This window comes from Janthinobacterium sp. OK676, from assembly GCF_900103595.1.
Classification (GTDB): Bacteria; Pseudomonadota; Gammaproteobacteria; order Burkholderiales; family Burkholderiaceae_D; genus Janthinobacterium.
In genome coordinates, this window is the sequence record NZ_FNHA01000005.1 from 125,894 (window position 1) to 145,459 (window position 19,566).

Annotated in this window: 19 protein-coding genes and 1 tRNA gene; 12 read left to right on the plus strand and 8 right to left on the minus strand. The window is 63.9% G+C overall.

Features of this window, described 5'->3' with window-relative positions:
* The first annotated feature begins 13 nt into the window (after positions 1–13).
* From BLU39_RS12010 to gabD, 5 genes are all read left to right on the plus strand, one after another.
* Positions 14–907 carry an SMP-30/gluconolactonase/LRE family protein gene (locus BLU39_RS12010; RefSeq protein ID WP_092713634.1) on the plus strand — a complete coding sequence of 298 codons (894 nt, stop codon included), beginning with the start codon at positions 14–16 and terminating at the stop codon, positions 905–907.
* A gap of 13 nt (positions 908–920) precedes the next feature.
* A complete protein-coding gene (locus BLU39_RS12015) occupies positions 921–1,562 on the plus strand; it encodes a bifunctional 2-keto-4-hydroxyglutarate aldolase/2-keto-3-deoxy-6-phosphogluconate aldolase (protein WP_092713230.1) in 642 nt (213 codons plus the stop codon).
* Positions 1,563–1,734: 172 nt separating this feature from the next.
* Positions 1,735–2,157 carry a CoA-binding protein gene (locus BLU39_RS12020; RefSeq protein ID WP_092713232.1) on the plus strand — a complete coding sequence of 141 codons (423 nt, stop codon included), beginning with the start codon at positions 1,735–1,737 and terminating at the stop codon, positions 2,155–2,157.
* Positions 2,154–2,996 carry a PPK2 family polyphosphate kinase gene (locus BLU39_RS12025; protein ID WP_092713234.1) on the plus strand — a complete coding sequence of 281 codons (843 nt, stop codon included), beginning with the start codon at positions 2,154–2,156 and terminating at the stop codon, positions 2,994–2,996. The genes BLU39_RS12020 and BLU39_RS12025 overlap by 4 nt, the downstream gene beginning before the upstream one ends.
* A 92-nt stretch (positions 2,997–3,088) precedes the next feature.
* Positions 3,089–4,543, plus strand: a complete 1,455-nt coding sequence (gabD, locus tag BLU39_RS12030; RefSeq protein WP_092713236.1) for an NADP-dependent succinate-semialdehyde dehydrogenase — start codon at positions 3,089–3,091, stop codon at positions 4,541–4,543.
* A gap of 144 nt (positions 4,544–4,687) precedes the next feature.
* Here gabD and BLU39_RS12035 read toward each other — a convergent pair whose 3' ends face one another.
* On the minus strand, positions 4,688–5,827 hold the full coding sequence (locus tag BLU39_RS12035) for an extracellular catalytic domain type 2 short-chain-length polyhydroxyalkanoate depolymerase (RefSeq protein WP_092713238.1): 1,140 nt from the start codon (positions 5,825–5,827) through the stop codon (positions 4,688–4,690).
* A 175-nt stretch (positions 5,828–6,002) separates the two neighbouring features.
* Here BLU39_RS12035 and BLU39_RS12040 point away from each other — a divergent pair, with 175 nt between their 5' ends.
* A complete protein-coding gene (locus tag BLU39_RS12040; RefSeq protein ID WP_092713636.1) occupies positions 6,003–6,599 on the plus strand; it encodes a glutathione peroxidase in 597 nt (198 codons plus the stop codon).
* A 117-nt stretch (positions 6,600–6,716) separates the two neighbouring features.
* Positions 6,717–7,076 (plus strand): DUF1428 domain-containing protein, encoded by a 360-nt coding sequence (locus BLU39_RS12045; protein WP_092713240.1) that lies wholly within the window; start codon positions 6,717–6,719, stop codon positions 7,074–7,076.
* Between the two features lie 84 nt (positions 7,077–7,160).
* Here the strand turns inward: BLU39_RS12045 and pabB are convergent, their stop codons facing one another.
* The 3 genes from pabB to BLU39_RS12060 form a co-directional block, all read right to left on the minus strand.
* A complete protein-coding gene (pabB, locus tag BLU39_RS12050; RefSeq protein ID WP_092713242.1) occupies positions 7,161–8,999 on the minus strand; it encodes an aminodeoxychorismate synthase component I in 1,839 nt (612 codons plus the stop codon).
* A gap of 21 nt (positions 9,000–9,020) precedes the next feature.
* On the minus strand, positions 9,021–9,596 hold the full coding sequence (slmA, locus tag BLU39_RS12055) for a nucleoid occlusion factor SlmA (RefSeq protein ID WP_034752791.1): 576 nt from the start codon (positions 9,594–9,596) through the stop codon (positions 9,021–9,023).
* A 102-nt stretch (positions 9,597–9,698) separates the two neighbouring features.
* Positions 9,699–10,433: a pyrimidine 5'-nucleotidase gene (locus tag BLU39_RS12060; protein WP_092713244.1), complete on the minus strand. Its 735-nt coding sequence runs from the start codon at positions 10,431–10,433 to the stop codon at positions 9,699–9,701.
* A 90-nt stretch (positions 10,434–10,523) separates the two neighbouring features.
* Between BLU39_RS12060 and BLU39_RS12065 the strand changes: the two genes are divergently transcribed.
* Entirely contained in the window at positions 10,524–11,393 is an 870-nt protein-coding gene (locus BLU39_RS12065) for a TraB/GumN family protein (protein ID WP_254788957.1), read from the plus strand.
* Positions 11,394–11,564: 171 nt separating this feature from the next.
* On the opposite strand, the gene BLU39_RS12070 is transcribed toward BLU39_RS12065, so the two are convergent.
* Positions 11,565–11,639 (minus strand) — tRNA-Thr (locus BLU39_RS12070).
* Positions 11,640–11,679: 40 nt separating this feature from the next.
* On the minus strand, positions 11,680–12,573 hold the full coding sequence (gene argB / locus BLU39_RS12075; RefSeq protein ID WP_010393729.1) for an acetylglutamate kinase: 894 nt from the start codon (positions 12,571–12,573) through the stop codon (positions 11,680–11,682).
* A 231-nt stretch (positions 12,574–12,804) separates the two neighbouring features.
* On the opposite strand from argB, the gene BLU39_RS12080 reads away from it, so the two are divergent.
* From BLU39_RS12080 to BLU39_RS12090, 3 genes are all read left to right on the plus strand, one after another.
* A complete protein-coding gene (locus tag BLU39_RS12080) occupies positions 12,805–13,008 on the plus strand; it encodes a cysteine-rich CWC family protein (protein WP_092713248.1) in 204 nt (67 codons plus the stop codon).
* 95 nt (positions 13,009–13,103) lie between these two features.
* Positions 13,104–16,151: a response regulator gene (locus BLU39_RS12085; RefSeq protein WP_092713250.1), complete on the plus strand. Its 3,048-nt coding sequence runs from the start codon at positions 13,104–13,106 to the stop codon at positions 16,149–16,151.
* Between the two features lie 31 nt (positions 16,152–16,182).
* Positions 16,183–17,334 carry a response regulator gene (locus BLU39_RS12090; RefSeq protein WP_092713252.1) on the plus strand — a complete coding sequence of 384 codons (1,152 nt, stop codon included), beginning with the start codon at positions 16,183–16,185 and terminating at the stop codon, positions 17,332–17,334.
* On the opposite strand, the gene BLU39_RS12095 is transcribed toward BLU39_RS12090, so the two are convergent.
* Together BLU39_RS12095 and BLU39_RS12100 are read right to left on the minus strand one after the other, a co-directional pair.
* Positions 17,327–18,586, minus strand: coding sequence for an extracellular catalytic domain type 1 short-chain-length polyhydroxyalkanoate depolymerase (locus BLU39_RS12095; protein WP_254788958.1), 1,260 nt, complete (start codon positions 18,584–18,586; stop codon positions 17,327–17,329). The genes BLU39_RS12090 and BLU39_RS12095 overlap by 8 nt on opposite strands.
* Positions 18,587–18,640: 54 nt before the next feature.
* A complete protein-coding gene (locus BLU39_RS12100; protein WP_034752801.1) occupies positions 18,641–19,054 on the minus strand; it encodes a CopG family transcriptional regulator in 414 nt (137 codons plus the stop codon).
* Positions 19,055–19,416: 362 nt separating this feature from the next.
* Between BLU39_RS12100 and BLU39_RS28930 the strand changes: the two genes are divergently transcribed.
* The gene (locus BLU39_RS28930; RefSeq protein WP_230504287.1) at positions 19,417–19,566 is read left to right on the plus strand and encodes a DUF1289 domain-containing protein; all 150 of its coding nucleotides are present in this window, start codon (positions 19,417–19,419) and stop codon (positions 19,564–19,566) included.

Below are 19,566 nucleotides of genomic sequence, written 5' to 3' on the forward strand. Positions count from 1 at the left end.
AAGGAAAAAAATGATGGGGACACAGGCGCAATTACTGGTCGATGCGCAGAATTTCCTGGGCGAGGGCGTGCGCTGGTGCGAACGCAGCGGCCGCGTCTTCTGGACGAATATCGAAGGCTGCCAGCTGCATGCGCTGGTGCTGGCCACGGGCGAGCGCCAGAGCTGGGCCATGCCCGAGCGCCTGGCGTGTTTCGCGCTGACGGATAGCGACGACGTGCTGCTGCTGGGCCTGGCCTCGGGCCTGGCCTGGTTTGACGCGCGCAGCGGGGCCGTCACGCGCTTGCACACGGTGGAGGCGGACTTGCCCATGACGCGCCTGAACGATGGCCGCTGCGACCGCCAGGGACGCTTTGTCTTCGGCACGCTCGATGAGCGCCCGTGCCGCGATGCCATCGGCAGCTTTTACCGCCTCAACCTGGACTTGAGCCTGGAGCGCTTGCCGCTGCCGCAGATCGCCATCTCGAACAGCATCTGCTTCAGCGTCGATGGCACGGCCATGTATTTCTGCGACTCGATGAAAAAGGCCATCTACCGCTGGGACGATTACCTGGGGGGCGACGCCAGCCGGGTGCGCGTGTTTGCCGTGCTCGACCCGGGACCGGGCGCCGCCGATGGCGCCATCATCGATGCGGATGACCACCTGTGGAGCGCGCAGTGGGGCGCGGGCAGGGTCTTGCGCTTTGCGCCGGACGGCAGCGTCGAGCGCAAGGTCAGCCTGCCCGTCTCGCAGCCCAGCTGCGTGAGTTTGGGCGGCCCGCACTACGACGAATTGTTCGTCACGACGGCGCAGGAAAGCTTGAGCCCTGCCCAGCTGGCGGACGAACCGCTGGCCGGCGGATTGTTTCATGCGCGCCAGGTGGGCGTGCGCGGTTTGCCGGAAGTGCGCTTTGGCGCCTTGCCGGCCTGACAGGAGAAAGCATATGCAAAAACACGCGGTTTTCAATGGCATCCTCGAACGGGGCATGGTCGGCATCGTGCGCGCCGATACGCCCGATGCGGCGCTGCGGATCGCCGAGGCGTGCATCGCCGGCGGCATCACGGCGCTGGAAGTGGCATTCACCACGCCCGATACCCTGGGCGTGCTGCGTACCCTGCGCGAACGCCATGGCCATGACGTGCTGCTGGGTGCGGGCACGGTGCTCGATACGGAGACGGCGCGCGCCGCCATCCTGGCCGGCGCCCAGTTCATCATTTCGCCCAGCGTCAACGTGGACACCATCGCGCTGTGCCAGCGCTACCAGGTGCTGTCCATGCCGGGCGCGATGACGCCGACGGAAATCGTCACGGCCCTGCAGGCGGGCGCCGACATCGTCAAGGTCTTCCCCGCCGAGATGTTCGGCCCCGCCTACATCAAGGCCCTGCGCGCGCCCCTGCCGCAAGCGCCATTGATGCCGACGGGCGGCGTGACGGTGGAGAACCTCAATGAATGGTTTGCCAGCGGCGCCGTGGCCGTGGGCATCGGCAGCAGCCTTAGTGGCCCTGGCGCCACGGGTGATTACGCGGCCGTGACGGCGCGCGCGCAGGCTTTCGTGGCGAAGATGGCGGCTGTGCGTTCTCAGTAACGTCCTGTTGAGAAAACCGTAGCGAGCGGATGTGAGTTGTGGCTGAGAAGCGGAGCTGTGCGAAGCACGGGGCCGCCAAGGCAGTGAGCATCGGAGGCCGCAAATCGCGCCGCGCAGTAGGTTTTTTCTGCTACGCTAGGCGGGCAATGTCGCACGCCTCATAGACCAGAATATGTCCAACATCGCCCGCATCCTGCAAGACAGCCGCATCATCGCCATCGTCGGCATGTCCGACAAGCCCGAACGCGCCAGCCATGAAGTGGCCGACTACCTGCTGCGCCATGGCTACCGCGTGCTGCCCGTCAATCCGGCCCTGGCCGGGCGCGACGTGCTGGGGCAGCGCGCCTACGCCAATCTGACGGAGGCGGCCGCTGCCGTCGCGCCGGCGCGCATCGACATCGTCGACTGCTTCCGCAAATCCGCAGACATCGTGCCCATCGCCGAGGAGGCCATCGCCGTCAAGGCCGGCTGCCTGTGGCTGCAGCTCGAGGTCGTCAATGAGCAGGCGGCACAGCTGGCGCGGGCCGCAGGGCTGGACGTGGTGATGGATCACTGCACAAAAATCGAGCACCGCAAGCTGGCGGTGGCGGCATGAAGGCGCGCACGCAATTTCGCGCCGGCAAGGACTTCGAGCTGAACGAGGATTTCGCCGGCAAGCGCCTGCTGGGCGCCGCCACCAAGGCGGCGAACAAGAAGCTGACGCCAGCCCAATGCAAGGCCATGGACCGCGAGGAAACCGTGGCCCTGACGGCGCAGATCGCCGAGTGCCAGAGCATGCTGTACGCGCAGCACAAAAAGAAGGTGCTGCTGGTCCTGCAGGGCATGGATACGTCGGGCAAGGATGGCACGGTCAAGGCCATCTTCAGCAACATCAACCCGATGGGCATCCGCGCCATCGCGTTCAAGGGGCCGACCGATATCGAACTGGCGCACGATTATTTGTGGCGCGTGCACCAGCACGTGCCCGTGAAGGGCGAGATCGCCATCTTCAACCGCAGCCATTACGAAGATGTGCTGATCACGCGCGTGCAGGACATGATCGACAAGGCCGAATGCCAGCGCCGCTACGCGCAGATCCGCGATTTCGAACGCATGCTGAGCGAGACGGGCACCGTCATCCTGAAAATCTTCCTGCATATCTCGAAGGACGAGCAGCGGGGACGGTTGCAGGAGCGGCTTGACGATCCCGACCGCCAGTGGAAGTTCGACCCCAACGATATCGCCCAGCGCAAGAAGTGGGATGGCTACCAGCGCGCCTATGAAACGGCGATCCGCGAGACGGATGCCGACCACGCGCCGTGGTATGTGGTGCCATCGAACTCCAAGACCCAGCGCAACCTGGTGGTCGCCTCCCTGCTGCTGGAAACCCTGCAGGGCATGAAGCTGGAATACCCGGCGCCGGACCCGAAACTGTCGTCTTTCAAGGTTGAGTAGAGGTCAGCCCAATTCCGCGCCGCGCCTGCGGAATCGGCCGCGCTGTGGCATAGTATCCCTCGTCGATAATTCAAACCAGACCGGAGATCCATATGCTGCAGTTGAAAGATCCTACCTTGTTGCGTCACCAGGCTTACGTGAATGGAGCCTGGGTCGATGCCGATGGTGGCCAGACGATTAACGTGAACAATCCCGCCACGGGCGAGCATATCGGCACGGTGCCCCTGATGGGCGCAGCCGAGACGCGCCGCGCCATCGAGGCGGCCAATGCCGCCTGGCCCGCCTGGCGCAAGAAGACGGCCAAGGAGCGCGCGGCCGTGCTGCGCCGCTGGCATGACCTGATCCTGGAAAACGCCGACGACCTGGCGCTGATCATGACCACCGAGCAGGGCAAGCCCCTGCCGGAAGCGAAGGGCGAAGTGCAGTTCGGCGCTTCGTTCATCGAGTGGTTCGCCGAAGAAGGCAAGCGCGTGGCGGGCGAGACCCTGCAGTCGCCATGGCCGGACCGCCGCCTCGTCGTCACCAAGGAGCCGATCGGCGTGTGCGCCGCCATCACGCCATGGAATTTCCCCGCCGCCATGATCACGCGCAAGGTCGGCCCGGCCCTGGCCGCCGGCTGCCCGATGGTATTGAAACCGGCGGAAGCGACACCGTTTTCCGCGCTGGCGCTGGCCGTGCTGGCCGAGCGCGCGGGCGTGCCTGCGGGCGTGTTCAGCATCGTCACGGGTGCGCCGAAAGACATCGGCGGCGAAATGACGTCGAACCCCATCGTGCGCAAGCTGACGTTTACGGGCTCGACCCAGGTGGGCCGCCTGCTGGCGGAACAGTGCGCGCCGACGATCAAGAAACTGTCGCTGGAACTGGGCGGCAATGCGCCGTTCATCGTCTTCGACGACGCCGACCTGGATGCGGCAGTGGAAGGCGCCATCGCCTCGAAATACCGCAACGCGGGCCAGACCTGCGTCTGCGCCAACCGCCTGTACGTGCAGGACAGCGTGTATGACGCGTTTGCCGACAAGCTGGTGGCCGCCGTGGCCAAGCTGAAGGTGGGCAATGGCATCGAGGCCGGTGTCACGCAAGGTCCGCTGATCGACGCCAAGGCCGTGGCCAAGGTGGAAGAACACGTGGCCGACGCGCTGGGCAAGGGCGGCCGCCTGCTCGCTGGCGGCAAGCGCCATGCGCTGGGCAATGGCTTCTTCGAGCCGACCATCATCGCCGACGTGACGAACGACATGCGCGTGGCCACCGAGGAAACCTTCGGCCCGCTGGCACCGCTGTTCCGCTTCAAGACGGACGATGAAGTGATCGGCCTGGCCAACAACACGGAATTCGGCCTGGCCGCCTACTTCTATTCGCGCGACATCGGCCGCATCTGGCGTGTGGCCGAAGGCCTGGAAACGGGCATGGTCGGCGTGAACACGGGCCTGATCTCGAATGAGATCGCGCCCTTCGGCGGCGTCAAGCAATCGGGCCTGGGCCGTGAAGGGTCGACCTACGGTATCGAAGATTACCTCGTCATCAAATACATCTGCATGGGCGGTATCTAGAATGCTTGATTAAATCTACTGCGCGGCGCGCTTTCCGGCCTGCGATGCTCGCTGCCTCGGCGGCCCCGTACTCAGTACAGCTGCGCTTCTTAGCCAGAAATCGTTGCCGCTCGCTACGATTTTCTCAAGCATCCGTTACGTCCGTTATCGATGGCTGTTGCGAGCCGATCCTAACCGGTCCAGCATGCCCTTGACCGCTTCCATCTGCGTGCCGCTCTTGCGGTAGAAATCCGGATCGATCGGATTGATGCTGGTGTAGCCCCAGAAATCCCAGCAGCCTTTCGGGTTGTACGGGTAGACGGGGCTCGGTTCGGCCTGCGGATACAGCACGATGATCTTGTTGGCGTCCGCCACCTGGTTGTAGCCGGTGCTCGTATAGAAACGGTCGCCGATGGCCTGCGTCGTTTGCAGGCAGCCGTGGAACACCACGTGCACGCGGCAGCTCTCGCTGTCGCAGGCTTTCGGAATGTAGGCGTAACCCGTATTGCTCATGCTCGAGTACGAATTCTGGATGAAGCTGCGCTGGTTGAAGGCGATCAGCTTGCCCGTCAGGGTGGTCGCCGACGGTTGCAGGTCCGGGTACAGGTGCTGCAGGATGTCGCGCGCCTGCACGTAGTCGCAATCGTTGATGAATGGCGATTCCGTCACGGCGCAGGGCTTGTCGGCATTGCTGTCGGTGAGGATGGCGTGGCCCGCGCCCAGCGTGTCGACGAAGCGGATCTGCGCCGCCGGCGTGCCCGCCAGTTGATAGAATTTTCCCACCTGTTCCACCACCGGCCGCGTCACGGTCTGGTCTTTCGTTCCGCTGAACAGATACACGCGCTGGCGCTTCAGGTTGGCCGTGTCGTCGATGAGATGGTCGCGCGCAAAATCGTTCGCCGCGCGCAGCAATTCGCTGGCGACGGGCGGCGCCACCTGCGCGCTGCCGGGATTCATGCAGGTGCTCAAGGCATTCGTCAGGTAGGGAATGTAGGGGAAGCGGCCCGGCTGGCCCGAGCAGAAATACGGGCCGCCCGCGATGATGCCGGCGCCGGCCACCGTGGCCGAGTAGGCGACGGCAAACTGCGCCGCCATGAAGCCGCCCGAGGACAGGCCGGATACCGTGGTCTGGCGCAGGTTCGCCTGGTAGCCGGGCAGGGCGGGGGCGTCCTTGGTCGCGGCGGGCTTGGCGGCTTTGGCGGCCGTGGCGGCGTGCGCGCCGCCTGGCGCCAGGATGAGCAGGCTGGCGGCCAGGAGGGCGGTGGTTAGTGTGGTCAGGTGCGCGGTCAGGTGCGGGAAGGGCATGGCGGCTCCACAGGGCAAGGGCAGGAAGGCCGAGCATAGGTAAAAAAACTGTGCGCTGGGCAAGTACTGCACCGTCGTTGATGTCGCTCAAGCAATTGTCGTTGTTGTCCGTCTTGTACGCGCGCGCGGCGTTTGACATAGAATGGTTTTTTTCCGTTCAACCATGGTGCCCTTCATGTCCAAGACCCTTGCCCAGCTGTTTGCACTGACCACCCTTGCCGCCGGCGCCGGCCTGGCCATGCCGGCCCATGCGGCCGACGCTGCCCCTGCTGCCGCTGCCGCGCCAGCCGCTTGCCCCGCCATCCTCAAGCAGACCTTCAACCGCCTGCAGGATGAGGCGCCGCAAAACCTGTGCCAGTATGCGGGCAAAGTCGTGCTGGTGGTGAATACGGCCAGCTATTGCGGTTTTACCAATCAGTATGAAGGACTCGAGGCGCTGTACGCCAAGTACGGCAGCAAGGGCCTGGTGGTGCTGGGCTTCCCGTCGAACGATTTCGGCAAGCAGGAGCCCGGTAACAGCAAGGAAATCGCCGATTTCTGCTACAACACCTATGGCGTGAAGTTCCCCATGTTTTCGAAGTCCGTCGTCTCCGGCCCTGCGCCGAATCCGCTGTACGTGGACCTGATCAAGCAGACGGGCAAGACCCCGGCCTGGAATTTCCATAAATACCTGATCGACCGCCACGGCAAAGTGGTGGAAAGCTTCCCCAGCAAGGTGACGCCGGACGACAAGAAACTCGTTGGCGCGGTGGAAAAAGCGCTGGCGCTGTAAGGCGCGCAGAGACACAAGCAGGCTTGATCGCCTGCTTTTTTTTAATGCCGCGCTTGTCGTCTTGCCATCATTGTCCTAAGCTGGTTGTTCGCGTTTGTCACAACAAAGGAGAACATCATGGCGTATGTCGATGGATTTGTCGTGCCCGTACCGAAAGCCAAGCTCGATGCCTACCTGGCCATGTCGCGCAGTTGCGGCGCCGTGTGGCGAGAGTACGGCGCGCTGGAATTTCGCGAATGCGTGGGCGACGATGTCAAGCCGGGCAAGCTGACCTCGTTCCCGCAGGCGGTGGACTTGCAGGATGGCGAAGTGGTGGTGTTTTCATGGATCGTGTATGAGTCGCGCGCCAAGCGCGATGAAATCAACGACAAGGTCATGAAAGACCCGCGCCTGGCCGAGATGATGGACCCGGCCAAGCTGCCGTTCGATGGCAAGCGGATGATCTATGGCGGCTATGAAATGCAGGTGGATATCTAGCGGCTGAAACAGTCCATGGCGGCGTTGCAGTGCCTCGTCGTGCGTTCGCACTGCCTTCGGCAATGCGCCTTGCCCTGAACGGTTTCAGGCGCTAGCGATAATCTGTGCCGGTATCGCCCCGCGCAGCGCATTGCACACGACGATGGCTTCGGCCCGCGCCAGCATGGCGCGCGTGATGACGGTTTCCTGCGCATTCCAGGCGGGATCGGCCAGCATGGCCGCGCGTTGCACGCCGGGTAGCAGGCCGCAGGACAGGGGCGGCGTATGCCAGCGGCCGTCCAGCTGCACGAAGACATTGCTGCGCCCGCCCTCCGTCAGCTCGCCCCGTTCGTTAAAGAACAGCATGTCGAAGCCGCCTTGTGCCTCGGCCGCGCGCCAGGCCGCGTCATAGCGCGCGCGCACGCTGCTCTTGTGGCGCAGGAACAGGTCGCCGGCAGTCGTTGTGTCGGGCGCCAGCATGACGTTGACCGTCTCCGGCAAGGCGGTGAGAACGCCGCTTTGCACCGTGAACCGGCCGTCGTGGCGCAGCGCCAGACGCAGTCGGAAAGGGACATCGTCGGGGCGCGCCGTGCAAGCCGCCTGCAGCGCGGCGCGGGCAGTGTCGGCATCCCAGCTAAAACCGAAGTAGGCGCAGGAGGCGGCCAGGCGCGCCAGGTGGCGCTCCTGCTGGCGGCAACCGTCGGCACGGCTCGCGTGCAGGGTTTCGAACAGTTCGAATTCATTCGTGAGGCCCGTGAGGAAGCGGGCCTTGAGCTGGCATTCCGCAAATTCTTCCTGCGGGTCGCTGTCGAGCACGATGCCGGCGCCCACGCCCATTTCGCCGCGCCGGATGCCGCCAGGGCCAGCCGGCTGCAAGGCCAGGGTGCGGATCGGCACGGACATGCAAAAGTCGCCGACGGCCTGACTGGAAGATGGCGGATCGAACCAGCCGATGGCGCCCGTGTAGATGCCGCGTGGCGCCGGTTCCAGTTCGGCGATGATTTCCATGGTGCGGCGTTTCGGCGCGCCCGTGATCGAGCCGCACGGATACAAGGCCTGGAAGATGTCGGCCAGGCTGGCGTCGCCGCGCAGGCGCGCCTGCACGGTGGACGTCATTTGCAGCACGCTGCTGTAGCGCGTCACCTCGAACAGTGCGGGCACCTTGACGGAACCCGTGGCGGCGATGCGGCCGATGTCGTTGCGCAGCAGGTCGACGATCATCAGGTTTTCCGCGCGGTTTTTTGGGTCGTTGGCCAGGGCGGTGGCGCGGCGCGCGTTTTCTGCCGTTTGATCCGCAGGGGCGGCCGGCGCCGTGCCTTTCATGGGACGCGCCGTCAGCTCGCCTTGCGCATGGCGCACGAACAGCTCCGGCGACAGCGACAGCAGGGCGCCGCCATCGGGCAGCATCACCAGCGCACCATACGGCACGGGCTGGCGCGCGCGCAGCCGCGCATACAGGGCCAGGGGCGAGCCGAAGGCGTCGAAGCGCAAACGATACGTGTAGTTGACCTGGTAGGTGTCGCCGGCCACGATGTAGTCGTGGATGCGGTGCAGCGCGCGCGTAAATTCGGCCTGGTCGACATTGGCTTCGATGCCGGCCACGCCGGCAGGCGCGGCGTCCGTGTCGACGCGCGCGTCCAGCCACTGCGCCACCTCGTCCTGCGACAGCTGCGTGCAATGCTCGAAGACGAGCACCTGCGCCAGCGGCGGCGCGTCGATGCCGGCCGCGCGCGGCGGCATGGCCAGCAAGTGGGCGCCCAGTTCGTAGCTGCACACGCTGACGGCGTGCTGGCCGCGCTGCAAGGCCTCTTGCAGCCCTTCCAGCAGGGTCGGCCACCGTTGCCCCTCGCTGCACCGCAAGACCGCCGCCAGGCCCGTGTACAGGCGCGAACCGGCGCCCGGGGTGCTGGCGTCGTCGAGCAGGGCGAAACAGTCGGTATGCATGGGGACAGCCGCGGCGGTGACTTACCCCAGCAGCATGGCGATTTGCAGCGCCGCTTCCTGGGATGGATTGATCTTGAAGCCGCTCTTGGCGTAGCGGTGCCAGCGTCCGATGACGAAGCTGACGATCAGGGTGGCGCGCGCCGCCACTTCGCTTTCCTTGCCATGGCCTTCGGCGGCGGCCACGCGCAAGGCCTGCTTGAGCGCCAGTTCCACGCGGTCGTAGAACTGGTTCATGCGCACTTGCAGGCGCTCGTCCTCATTGACCAGCGCGTCGCCGATCAGCACGCGCGTCATGCCCGGATTGCTGATGGCGAAATTGAGCAGCATGCCGATGATGTCGCGCGTCTGCGTCATGCCGTCGCTGTGTTTTTCCGCGATCTGGTTGATCAGGCCGAAGACGCTAGACTCGATGAATTCGATCAGCCCCTCGAACATTTGCGCCTTGCTGGCGAAATGGCGGTACAGGGCCGCTTCCGATACGGTCAGTCTGGCCGCCAGTGCGGCGGTGGTGATCTTTTCGCCTTTCGGCTGCTCCAGCATTGCGGCGAGGGCCTGAAGAATTTGTAGCCTGCGTTGGCCCGGCGGTGTGCTTGCCATATTTTCTCTTGTCGTTAAAAAAAATGCTGCCTTGATGGGGAGGTCCGTCACCGCCGCTAGCGGTGCGGCTTCCAGTGTCAACCGGAAGCCCAGGAATCCCCTTCAACGCAGACGGTGAAGGCGGCGTGCCAAATGCCGGACAGATTTTACTTTGACATCGACGTAAGCGGGGCGATTTAACGCCTTGGGCAACTTCGCCACGCCGATCGGATCGGCCATTTTCAGGTATTGCGTGATCCAGGCCGTGCGCAGACCCAGTTTTTTCGCACCCTTGAGGTTGGCCAGGGTGTCTTCCACCAGGATGCAGCGGCCGGGGCGGATCTGGTGCTTGCGCATCAGTTTGCGCAGCATCAGGGTCGAAGGCTTGGGACGCAACTGGCGGTGCACATGCATGGCCTCGATGGAGACGTGGTGTGAAAAATGCCGGCGCAGTCCCAGGTGGCGCATCACGTCGCTCGAATAGCGCAGCGGCGCGTTGGTGAGTAAAATTTTACGGCCAGGCAAGCGTTTGAGTAAAGCCCCCAGCCCCCGCTCGGCGCGTATCATGGCGCGCAAATCGTCGAAGGCATGCGTCTCGTGCAGAAAATGCGCGGCCTGCACCTGATGGTGCTTGACCATGCCCAGCAAGGTGGCGCCATAGCGGCGCCAGTAGGCCGCGCGCGCCGCATTGACGATGGCGTCGTCGGCCGGCGTCACGCCGTCGCCCAGTACGCGGGCAATATAGGTATTCATATTGGCCGTGATGGTGGGGAAGATGGCGTGCGAGGCATTGTGCAGCGTGTTGTCGAGGTCAAACAGCCAGACCGGCGACGAGCGGTTAAGATGGGACACAGGCACAGGAGTCTTTGCTAGCGAGAGAAGATGAACAATTCAACAATCAGGAAAACCATGCGACGCCAGATTATAGTGATGTTTTGCGGATTATTCTTGCTGCCGTTGCAGTCGGCCTTGGCGGAAGCGCCGGCCGTGGCGCAAAACCGGGGCGCGCTGTTCAAGGTGCAGGACGCCAGCCACACCCTGTATCTGTTCGGTACCATCCACGTCGGCGCACCCGACTTTTATCCGCTCGAGCCGACCGTGACGCGGGCATTGGACGGCGCTGGCGCGCTGGCGCTGGAGATCGATCCCGGCGCCGATCCGCGCAAGGCCGTCAGCGCCGTGCTGAAATACGGCATGGAGGCGCCGGGCAGCAAAGTGCCTGTCGACTGCCGCCAGACCCTGGCCCCGCGCCTGGCGCCGCTGTTGCAAAAATACGGCATCGCGCCCGAAGCGGTGGCGCCGATGAAGCCGTGGATGCTGGCCAGCGTGCTGGCCATCGGCGAATTTTCCACGCTTGGCTACCGCTCGGACCTGGCGGTGGACAATTACCTGTCGCAGCAAGCCAAGGCGCGCAAGATCCCCGTGGTGGAACTCGAGTCGATGGAAGGCCAGATGGCGCTGTTCGGCGCCATGTCGCCGGTCGACCAGTGCCGCTTCCTGGAAGACGGCGTGGCCTCGATCGAGGACCAGGAACAAAGCCAGGAAGCGCGCGAGATCGCCAACGCCTGGCGCAACGCCGACGCAGCCGCCTTCGACAAGCTGGCGGCGAAGGCGGCCACAGACCCTTCGTTCGCCGCGCAGTTCGTGCAAAAGGTGTTGCTGGACGGCCGCAACCCGGCCCTGGCCGACGGCATCGCCAAGTTGCTTGCGCGCGAAAAGTCCAGCCTGGCCGCCATCGGCGTGCTGCATTTGGTTGGCGAAAAGAGCGTGCCGGATTTGCTGCGTAAACGCGGATTGAAGGTCGAGCGGGTGTATTGAGTTTTGACGACAGAAGGCAGAAGAGATAGCGCTAGCTCAGCCGCGCAAGACACGCGGCAGAGCAGATGGAAAAGTGTTCAGGGCAAGGCGGACTGACGAAGACAGTACGAATGTACGGCGAGGAAGGACAACGCCGCCATGGACAGTTTTTCAGCTGCGGGGAAAGGATACTGGTGCCCTTGACGTGGATCGAACACGTGGCCTCTCCCTTACCAAGGGAGTGCTCTACCACTGAGCTACAAGGGCATAAAAAATCGGCGCTGGGTGAATTGCGCCGAATTATTTTTTAGTGCGAACGGATCATAGTACCAAAAGCCTGCTCGGTCAACACTTCCAGCAATAATGAGTGTTCGATGCGGCCGTCGATGATGTGCACCGTGTTCACGCCGGACTTGGCGGCGTCGAGCGCGGACGAGATCTTCGGCAGCATGCCGCCCGAGATCGTGCCATCGGCGAACATCTCGTCGATTTCACGCGCCGACAGGTCGGTCACCAGGTTGCCCTGCTTGTCCTGGACGCCGGCGATGTTGGTCATCATGATCAGCTTTTCCGCTTTCAGGATTTCCGCGATCTTGCCCGCCACGACGTCGGCGTTGATGTTGTAGGCCTGGCCGTCCTGGCCGAAACCGATCGGCGAGATGATGGGGATGAAGGCGTCGTCCTGCAGCGCCTTGACGACGGCCGGGTTGATCGCGTCGATCTCGCCGACGAAGCCGATGTCGAGGAATTCGCCCGGATGTTCGCGGTCCGGCATCTGCATCTTGCGCGCGCGGATCAAGCCGCCATCCTTGCCCGTCAGACCCACGGCCTGGCCGCCGTAATGGTTGATCAGCATGACGATATCCTGCTGCACTTCGCCGCCCAGCACCCACTCCACCACTTCCATGGTTTCTTCATCGGTGATGCGCATGCCTTGCACGAAGGTGCCTTGCTTGCCGATTTTTTTCAGCGCGTTGTCGATCTGCGGTCCGCCGCCGTGCACGACGACGGGGTTCATGCCGACCAGCTTGAGCAGGATGACGTCGCGCGCGAAGCCGTGCTTCAGGCGTTCGTCCGTCATGGCGTTGCCACCGTATTTGATGACGATGGTCTTGCCGTGGAAATTGCGGATGTAGGGGAGGGCCTCGGCCAGAATCTGCGCCTTGATTTGCGGCGACACCGCCGTCAAGTCGTCATTCATGTCCAGGTTCAAGTTAGCTAGTTGATTCATGGCGAGTCCGGAAAATAGATTTGTGCGATTTTACAGGGAAGAAGAAAATCTTGGAGGCATTATAGGGCGATCTTGTTGTATTTTCCCTGATGATCCTATAGTCTGGCCCGATATGTCCCCCAGCCAGCCCTTTTACCGCCCGTTACATCTGCGTCGCCTTCCGGCGCGGCATGACACACACTTGCCAATTCAAACACAGCCATGAGCCAGTGCAGCCTGTGCGGCGCCACCTTCCAGTGCGGCCAGCTTGACCCGGACGCCAACGAACCGTGCTGGTGCCTGGCCCTGCCGCCCGCCGTTCCCTTGCCCGGCGGCGCTGCCGCGGGCTGCTGGTGCCCCGCCTGCCTGCAAACGCACATCGCTACCTTGACGCCGCCTGCAAAAGTCCCGACAGCGGCCAAATAAGCGCATCGGCACGCTTTTTCCTTTGCAAAAGACCTTGCATTTTGTAGGGGAATACGGTCAGACTTCGACTTTCAAGAATTTCTTATAGGAAAGTTATGCGCTTCAGGGATATCAGTATCGGCGTGCGCATCAATGCCGGTTATGCCATGTTGATCGTGCTGATGCTGGTCGTCATCGTGCTGTCCGGCAGCCGCATCTATGCCATCCGCGCCGAGACCGACGATATCCTGCAGCGCGACTGGGTCGCCGCCAAGGCCACCAGCAAGATCCACGGGCTGGCGCGCGAGGCGGCCACGCGCATCGGCAACCTGCCGAACCAGCACGAGCTGGCGCTACGCCAGGCGAACCAGGCGCGCCTGGAAGCGATCAAGCAAGGCATCGACGAGCAGGTGCGCATCCTCGACGGTCTCGATGCGCGGCCCGAGGAGCGGCGCCTGCTGGAACAGATGCACCTGGCACGCGCCGACTACTATGTGTCGCTCAAGGCGATGTTCGAACTGGTCGAACACGGCGAGCATGCCCGCGCCGAGCAGGCCATGCAGACGCAGACCTTGCCGGTGCTGGAAAAAGTGCTGCTGTACGTGGGCCAGCTCGATGACCTGCAGCAGCGGCAGATCCGCGACAGCGCGGCCAGGATACGCAACGACATCGATACCTCGCTGCTGCTGATGGGCGGCATCGGCCTGGCGGCCTTGCTGACGGGTCTCGCCTTTGCGTGGTCGGCGCGCTCGATCACGCGGCCGCTGGGCGAGGCGGTGGCGATCGCCACGCGCGTGGCCAATGGCGACCTCAGTTCCGTCATCGAAGTGACGTCGCGCGACGAGACGGGCGAACTGCTGCAGGCGCTCAAGGACATGAGCACCAGCCTGGCCGTCGAGCAGGACCTGCGCCACGCCGTCGAAGTGGCAGAAGATGCGACCAAGATGAAGTCGGACTTCCTGGCCAATATGTCGCACGAGATCCGTACGCCGATGAACGGCATCATCGGCATGACCCACCTGGCGCTGCAGACGGAACTGACGTCGACCCAGCGCAACTACCTGGAAAAGGTGGAATCGGCGTCGAAGAACCTGCTGGCCATCATCGACGACATCCTTGATTTCTCGAAGATCGAGGCGGGCAAGATGGCTTTTGAAAAAGTCGATTTCTTCCTCGAGGACGTGCTGGCGCAGATCGCCGACCTGTCCGTGATGCGGGCGCAGGACAAGGGACTCGAACTGCTGTTCGACGTCGCCCCCGACGTGCCGAACGCCCTGCAGGGCGATCCGCTGCGCCTGGGCCAGGTGCTGATCAACCTGACCAACAACGCCATCAAATTTACGGACAAGGGCGAGATCGTCGTCACCATCCGCCTGCAGCAGCTGGAAGAGCATGCGGCCGTCTTGCGCGTGGACGTGCGCGACACGGGCATCGGCCTCACGCCCCCCCAGCGCAGCAAATTGTTCCAGGCTTTTACCCAGGCCGACACGTCCACCACGCGCCACCATGGCGGCACGGGCTTGGGACTGACCATCAGCAAGCGGCTGGTGGAAATGATGGAAGGCGAGATCGACCTGGTCAGCGAAGCGGGCGTGGGCAGCACCTTTTTCTTCACGGCCCGCTTTGGCCTGGCCGCCGTGCCGCGCGATACTTTGCTATTGCCACAGCAATTCCATGGCCTGCGCGTGCTGGTGGTCGACGACAACCCCAGCGCGCGTGAAATCTTCGTCAGCATGCTCACGGCGCTGGGCTTCGAGGCGCGTGCCGTGTTCGGCGGCGTGCAGGCCATCGGCGCCGTGGCGCAGGCGCGCGCCGAGGGGCGGCCGTACGGGCTGGTGCTGATGGACTGGAAAATGCCGGGCATGAACGGCCTCGATACCCTGGCCGGCATCCGCGCCGATGCCGCCGGCATCGATGCGACGCCGGCCTGCATCATGGTCACGGCCTTCCATCGCGAAGCGCTGCTGGAGGCGGCGCGCCAGCGCGACTTGCCGCTCGACGGCGTATTGAACAAGCCGATCAGCGCCTCGACCCTGCTCGACCAGATTGCGTTCGTGTTTGGCGGCGTGACGGGGCAGAGCCGCAAGACGCAGCGCCAGAGCAGCTACCGCGACGACGAGCGGGCCCTGCGCGGCGCCTGGCTGCTGCTGGTCGAGGACAATGAAGTCAACCAGGAAGTGGCGCAGCATATCCTCAACGACGCCGGCATCCGCGTCGACATCGCGGGCAATGGCGCCATCGCGCTGGCAAAGATCGAGGAAAACACCTATGACGGCGTGCTGATGGATTGCCAGATGCCGGTGATGGATGGCTACCAGGCGACGCGCAAGCTGCGCCAGGATCCCCGTTATTCGAACTTGCCCGTGATCGCCATGACGGCCAACGCCATGGTGGGCGACAAGGAAAAATGCTTGGACGCCGGCATGAACGATTTCATCGCCAAGCCGATCGACGTGGCGCAGCTGTTCGGCACCCTGGCGCGCTGGATCGCGCCGGCCACGCCGCAGGCAATGATGGCGGTGGTGGCGCAGCCGGAAGCGGAGCTGCCCGTGATCGCCGGCCTGAAAATGGCGGAAGCCATGCGCCGCGTGGGCGGCAATGCCGCTTTGATGCGAAAATTGCTGGACCGCTTCGTGGAAACCCAGTTCGACGCCATGCAGCGCATCGTTGCCGCCATCGAGAACAACCAGCTGGAAACGGCGATCCGCGAAGCGCATACCCTGAAAGGCCTGGCCGGCAATATCGGCGCCGGTGGCCTGGCCGACAGCGCCGCGCGGGTCGAGCACTTGCTCAGCCTGGGCTCGCACGACGGCTTGCCGCAGGCGCTGGCCGCCTGCACCCTGGCGCTCGACGAGCTGGTGCCGAAGATCGTGCTGGCCATGCAGTCGCGCGGCCATGCGGCCGAGGCGGGCGGCGCGGCGCTGGCGCACGTGGCGCCGGTGGACCGCGCGAACCTGGAAGCGGGCTTGCGCGAACTGTCGCAACTGCTGCAGCAGGACGATGCGCAGGCCGTCAGGCACCTCGACGGCATCGGTCCCGTGCTGGTCGCGGCGGGGCAGGCGGAACATGCGCGCCAGTTGAAGCGCATGCTGGGACAATACGATTTCGAAGGTGCGCTGGCGCAGCTGGGCGAAGTGGCCGATGCGCTGGAGCTGACACTGTGAGAAGGATAATGATGCAGAACGAAGGACGGGCATGAGAGCGCCGGCAAGCAAGCCAACCATCCTGGTGGTCGACGACACGCCAGACAATATCGACCTGCTGCGCGCGGTGCTGGAAGACGATTACCGCACCAAGATCGCCGTCAATGGCGAGCGTGCCCTGAAGATCGCCGCCGGCAGCGACCAGCCCGATCTGATCCTGCTCGACATCATGATGCCGGGCATGAGCGGCTACGACGTGTGCCGCGCGCTGAAGGCCGATCCCGCCACGGCCGGCATCCCCGTGATTTTCGTCACCGCCATGAGCGAAGTGGCGGACGAGCAGCTGGGCCTGGCCCTGGGCGCCGTCGACTACATCACCAAGCCGATCTCGGCGCCCATCGTGCTGGCGCGCATCAGGACGCAGCTGGCGATGAAGCAGATGCAGGATTTCCTGCGCGACCAGAACCAGTACCTGGAAACGGAAGTGGAGCGCCGCGTGCAGGAAGTGGCGGCGCTGCAGGACGTCACCATCCACGCCATGGCCTCGCTGGCCGAGACGCGCGACAGCGAGACGGGCAACCATATCCGCCGCACCTCGCACTACCTGAAGGCGCTGGCCGAGAAGGTGCGCGACTTGCCGCGTTTCCGCGATTTTTTGACGGACAAGAATATCGAACTGCTGTTCAAGACGGCGCCGCTGCACGACATCGGCAAGGTGGGCATCCCCGACCATATCCTGCTCAAGCCGGGACGTTTCGAGCCGCACGAAATGGCCATCATGAAGACGCACACTACCCTGGGGCGCGACGCCATCCTGGCGGCCGAGCACGAGCTGGGCATCGAAGTCGATTTCCTCAAATACGCGAAAGAGATCGCCTACAGCCACCACGAGAAATGGGATGGCAGCGGCTACCCGCAAGGCCTGGCCGGCGAAGACATCCCGATTTCGGCCCGCCTGATGGCGCTGGCCGACGTGTACGACGCCCTGATCAGCCGGCGCATCTACAAGCAGGGCATGGACCATGCGCAAGCCGTGCGGATCATCGTCGAGGGGCGCGGCTCGCACTTCGACGCCGAGATCGTCGATGCCTTTTTGCAGATCCAGGACCAGTTCATCGCCATCTCCCACCGCTATGCGGACGGCGTGTGCGAGATCGCCGACAAGCAGCGGCAAATCGCGCCCTACACCGACAACGTCAGCTGACGGTCTTGAAGAAGCGCAGCATCTCGCGGCTGGCGTCCGGGCCTTTTCCATCCGTATAGCTGCCGCTGTCGCTGCCGCCGGACCACGCGTGGCCCGCGCCGTGGATGATCCAGTACTCTCCCAGCGGCGAGCCGTCGGCCTGGCTGTGCGTGGTGCGCGTGTAGCGGTGGCCATTTGGCACGCTGCCGTCGATGGATGCGGCTTTGGCCGCCTTGCCGCCCGCCTGGCTGCGCACGCCCTGGGCGATCAGTTCATCGCCATTGCGCAGGTTGACGGTGGTGTCGCGGTCGCCGTGGAAAACGATGATGGGCACGCCGCCGGCCGGCGCCTTGCGCTGGGCATTGGGCATGGCGCCGCCCTTCATGGCCGCCAGCGCGGACGGCAAGTCCTGCGCCGAGGCGAAAGGCAAGCCCGAATGCACGCCGACGGCGGCAAACAAATCCGGGTACAAGGTGCCGACGATGACGGCCATGGCGCCGCCCGCCGACAGGCCGGCGACGAACACTTCGCGTTCATTCACAGGATATTCGTCGATCACTTGCTGGGCGATGCCGGCGATCAGCGAAGGTTCGCCCTGGTCGCGTTGCTGGTCGATGGCATTGAACCAGTTCCAGCAGCGCGAACTGTTGGCGCCCTGCGTCTGCGCCGGGTAGACGACAAAACATTCCTTTTCTTCGGCCAGCGCATTCATCTGCGTGCCGGCCGCGAAATCGTCGGGATTTTGCGTACAGCCGTGCAGCATCACGATCAGCGGCATGGCCTGGCCGTGGTAGGTGCTGGGGATGTACAACTTGTACGAACGCGTGCCCGCGTGGTTGCGGTACACGCCGTCGATGAATTGGGCACCGGCCGGCACATCGACCGGCGTGGCGGCCGGCGCGTTGAAACCGGGTGGGTGGAAATTCGGCAGCTCGAAGCTGGGCATGTCGAAGCTGTGCTGGCCCAGGCCGGCCGGCACGCCCAGGCGCGCCATGAAATCCTGCGCGAAGTCCTGCGCCGCCTGTGCGGGCGTGGGCGGTACCGATGCCGCTTCCGGCTGCTCGGCTCGGGCTTGCGCAGGTGGCGGCGCAGGTGGCGGATTAATGTCGCGCATCGGCTGCGGTGGGGGCGTTTGCGTGGCGGCCGCTTGCGGCGCCAGGCCGGCGGCGGACAGCGCCTGCTGGATCGCTTCGGTGGCGGCGGCGGGACCGCTGCCCATCAGGTTGCGGGTTGCGGCGCGCATCTGCGCCAGCATGTTGAGAGGTAGTTTCATGACCATCCTTAACGGTGCAGCGTATCGGCCGGGTCATCGCCGCGAACCAATACGCTAGTGAATTCGCCCTGCGAGCGCCGTCTTGACGACGGTGCTGGCGTGCAGGGCACCTAATACGAAGATCGACTCGATGGTGGCCAGTGCCAGTTCCACGGAGACGTCGCTGGCGATGCTGGCCAGTCCCAGCACCTGTATCTGCAGGCGCTGGCCGGCTGCCTGGATCGCTTCCAGATCGGCGCGCGAGTAATGCTGCATGCCCAATACCAGGCTTTTGCGGGCGACGGTTTGTTTCACCACGTCGGCGTGGGTACCCAGCTGGTTGCGTATGGCCGTACGGATCAGATCCGTGCGGTTGGAATAAAATCCCTCCTGGACCAGCAGATCGATCTGCCCCAGGTCGATCAAGCCGAGGTTGATCGTGATTTTCTCGGATTCCCCAATTTTGGGCTTGCTGTCTTGCTTGGCCATAAGTCTCCAGAACTCCATGTGGCATCCATTTGCCATCTGTATGGATGGTAGTATAGTTGTGTAGTATCTCAAGTCAAGCAGGATCTGGCCTGATCCGGCTGTAGGACGGCCACCCGCAGAGTGAAAGCCGGGCATAAAATAAATATGCGACAGATAACTCTTTGACCATGTTTCGCGCTGAAAAATGTAGCGATAGAAACATTGCATGGCCATGCCATCGCCTCGCCGGCGCCGTTTCGCGGCATAATGAAAGCCTTCACGTTTACCGATGCCGCTCCATGATGGTCGCTCCCCCACCTCCGCCAGCCGTTCCGCTTCCCTTGCCGTCGCCGGTACCGTCGCCCTGCGTCAGCCTGTGCAAGATGAACCGCAATAGCGGCTTGTGCGAAGGCTGCTTGCGCACGCTCGACGAGATCATCGCCTGGAGCAAGGCCGACGACGACTTCAAGCGCGCCGTGTGGGCCGAATTGCCAGGACGCGAATCCCTGCTCGACTTCGAGCCCGACTACTGA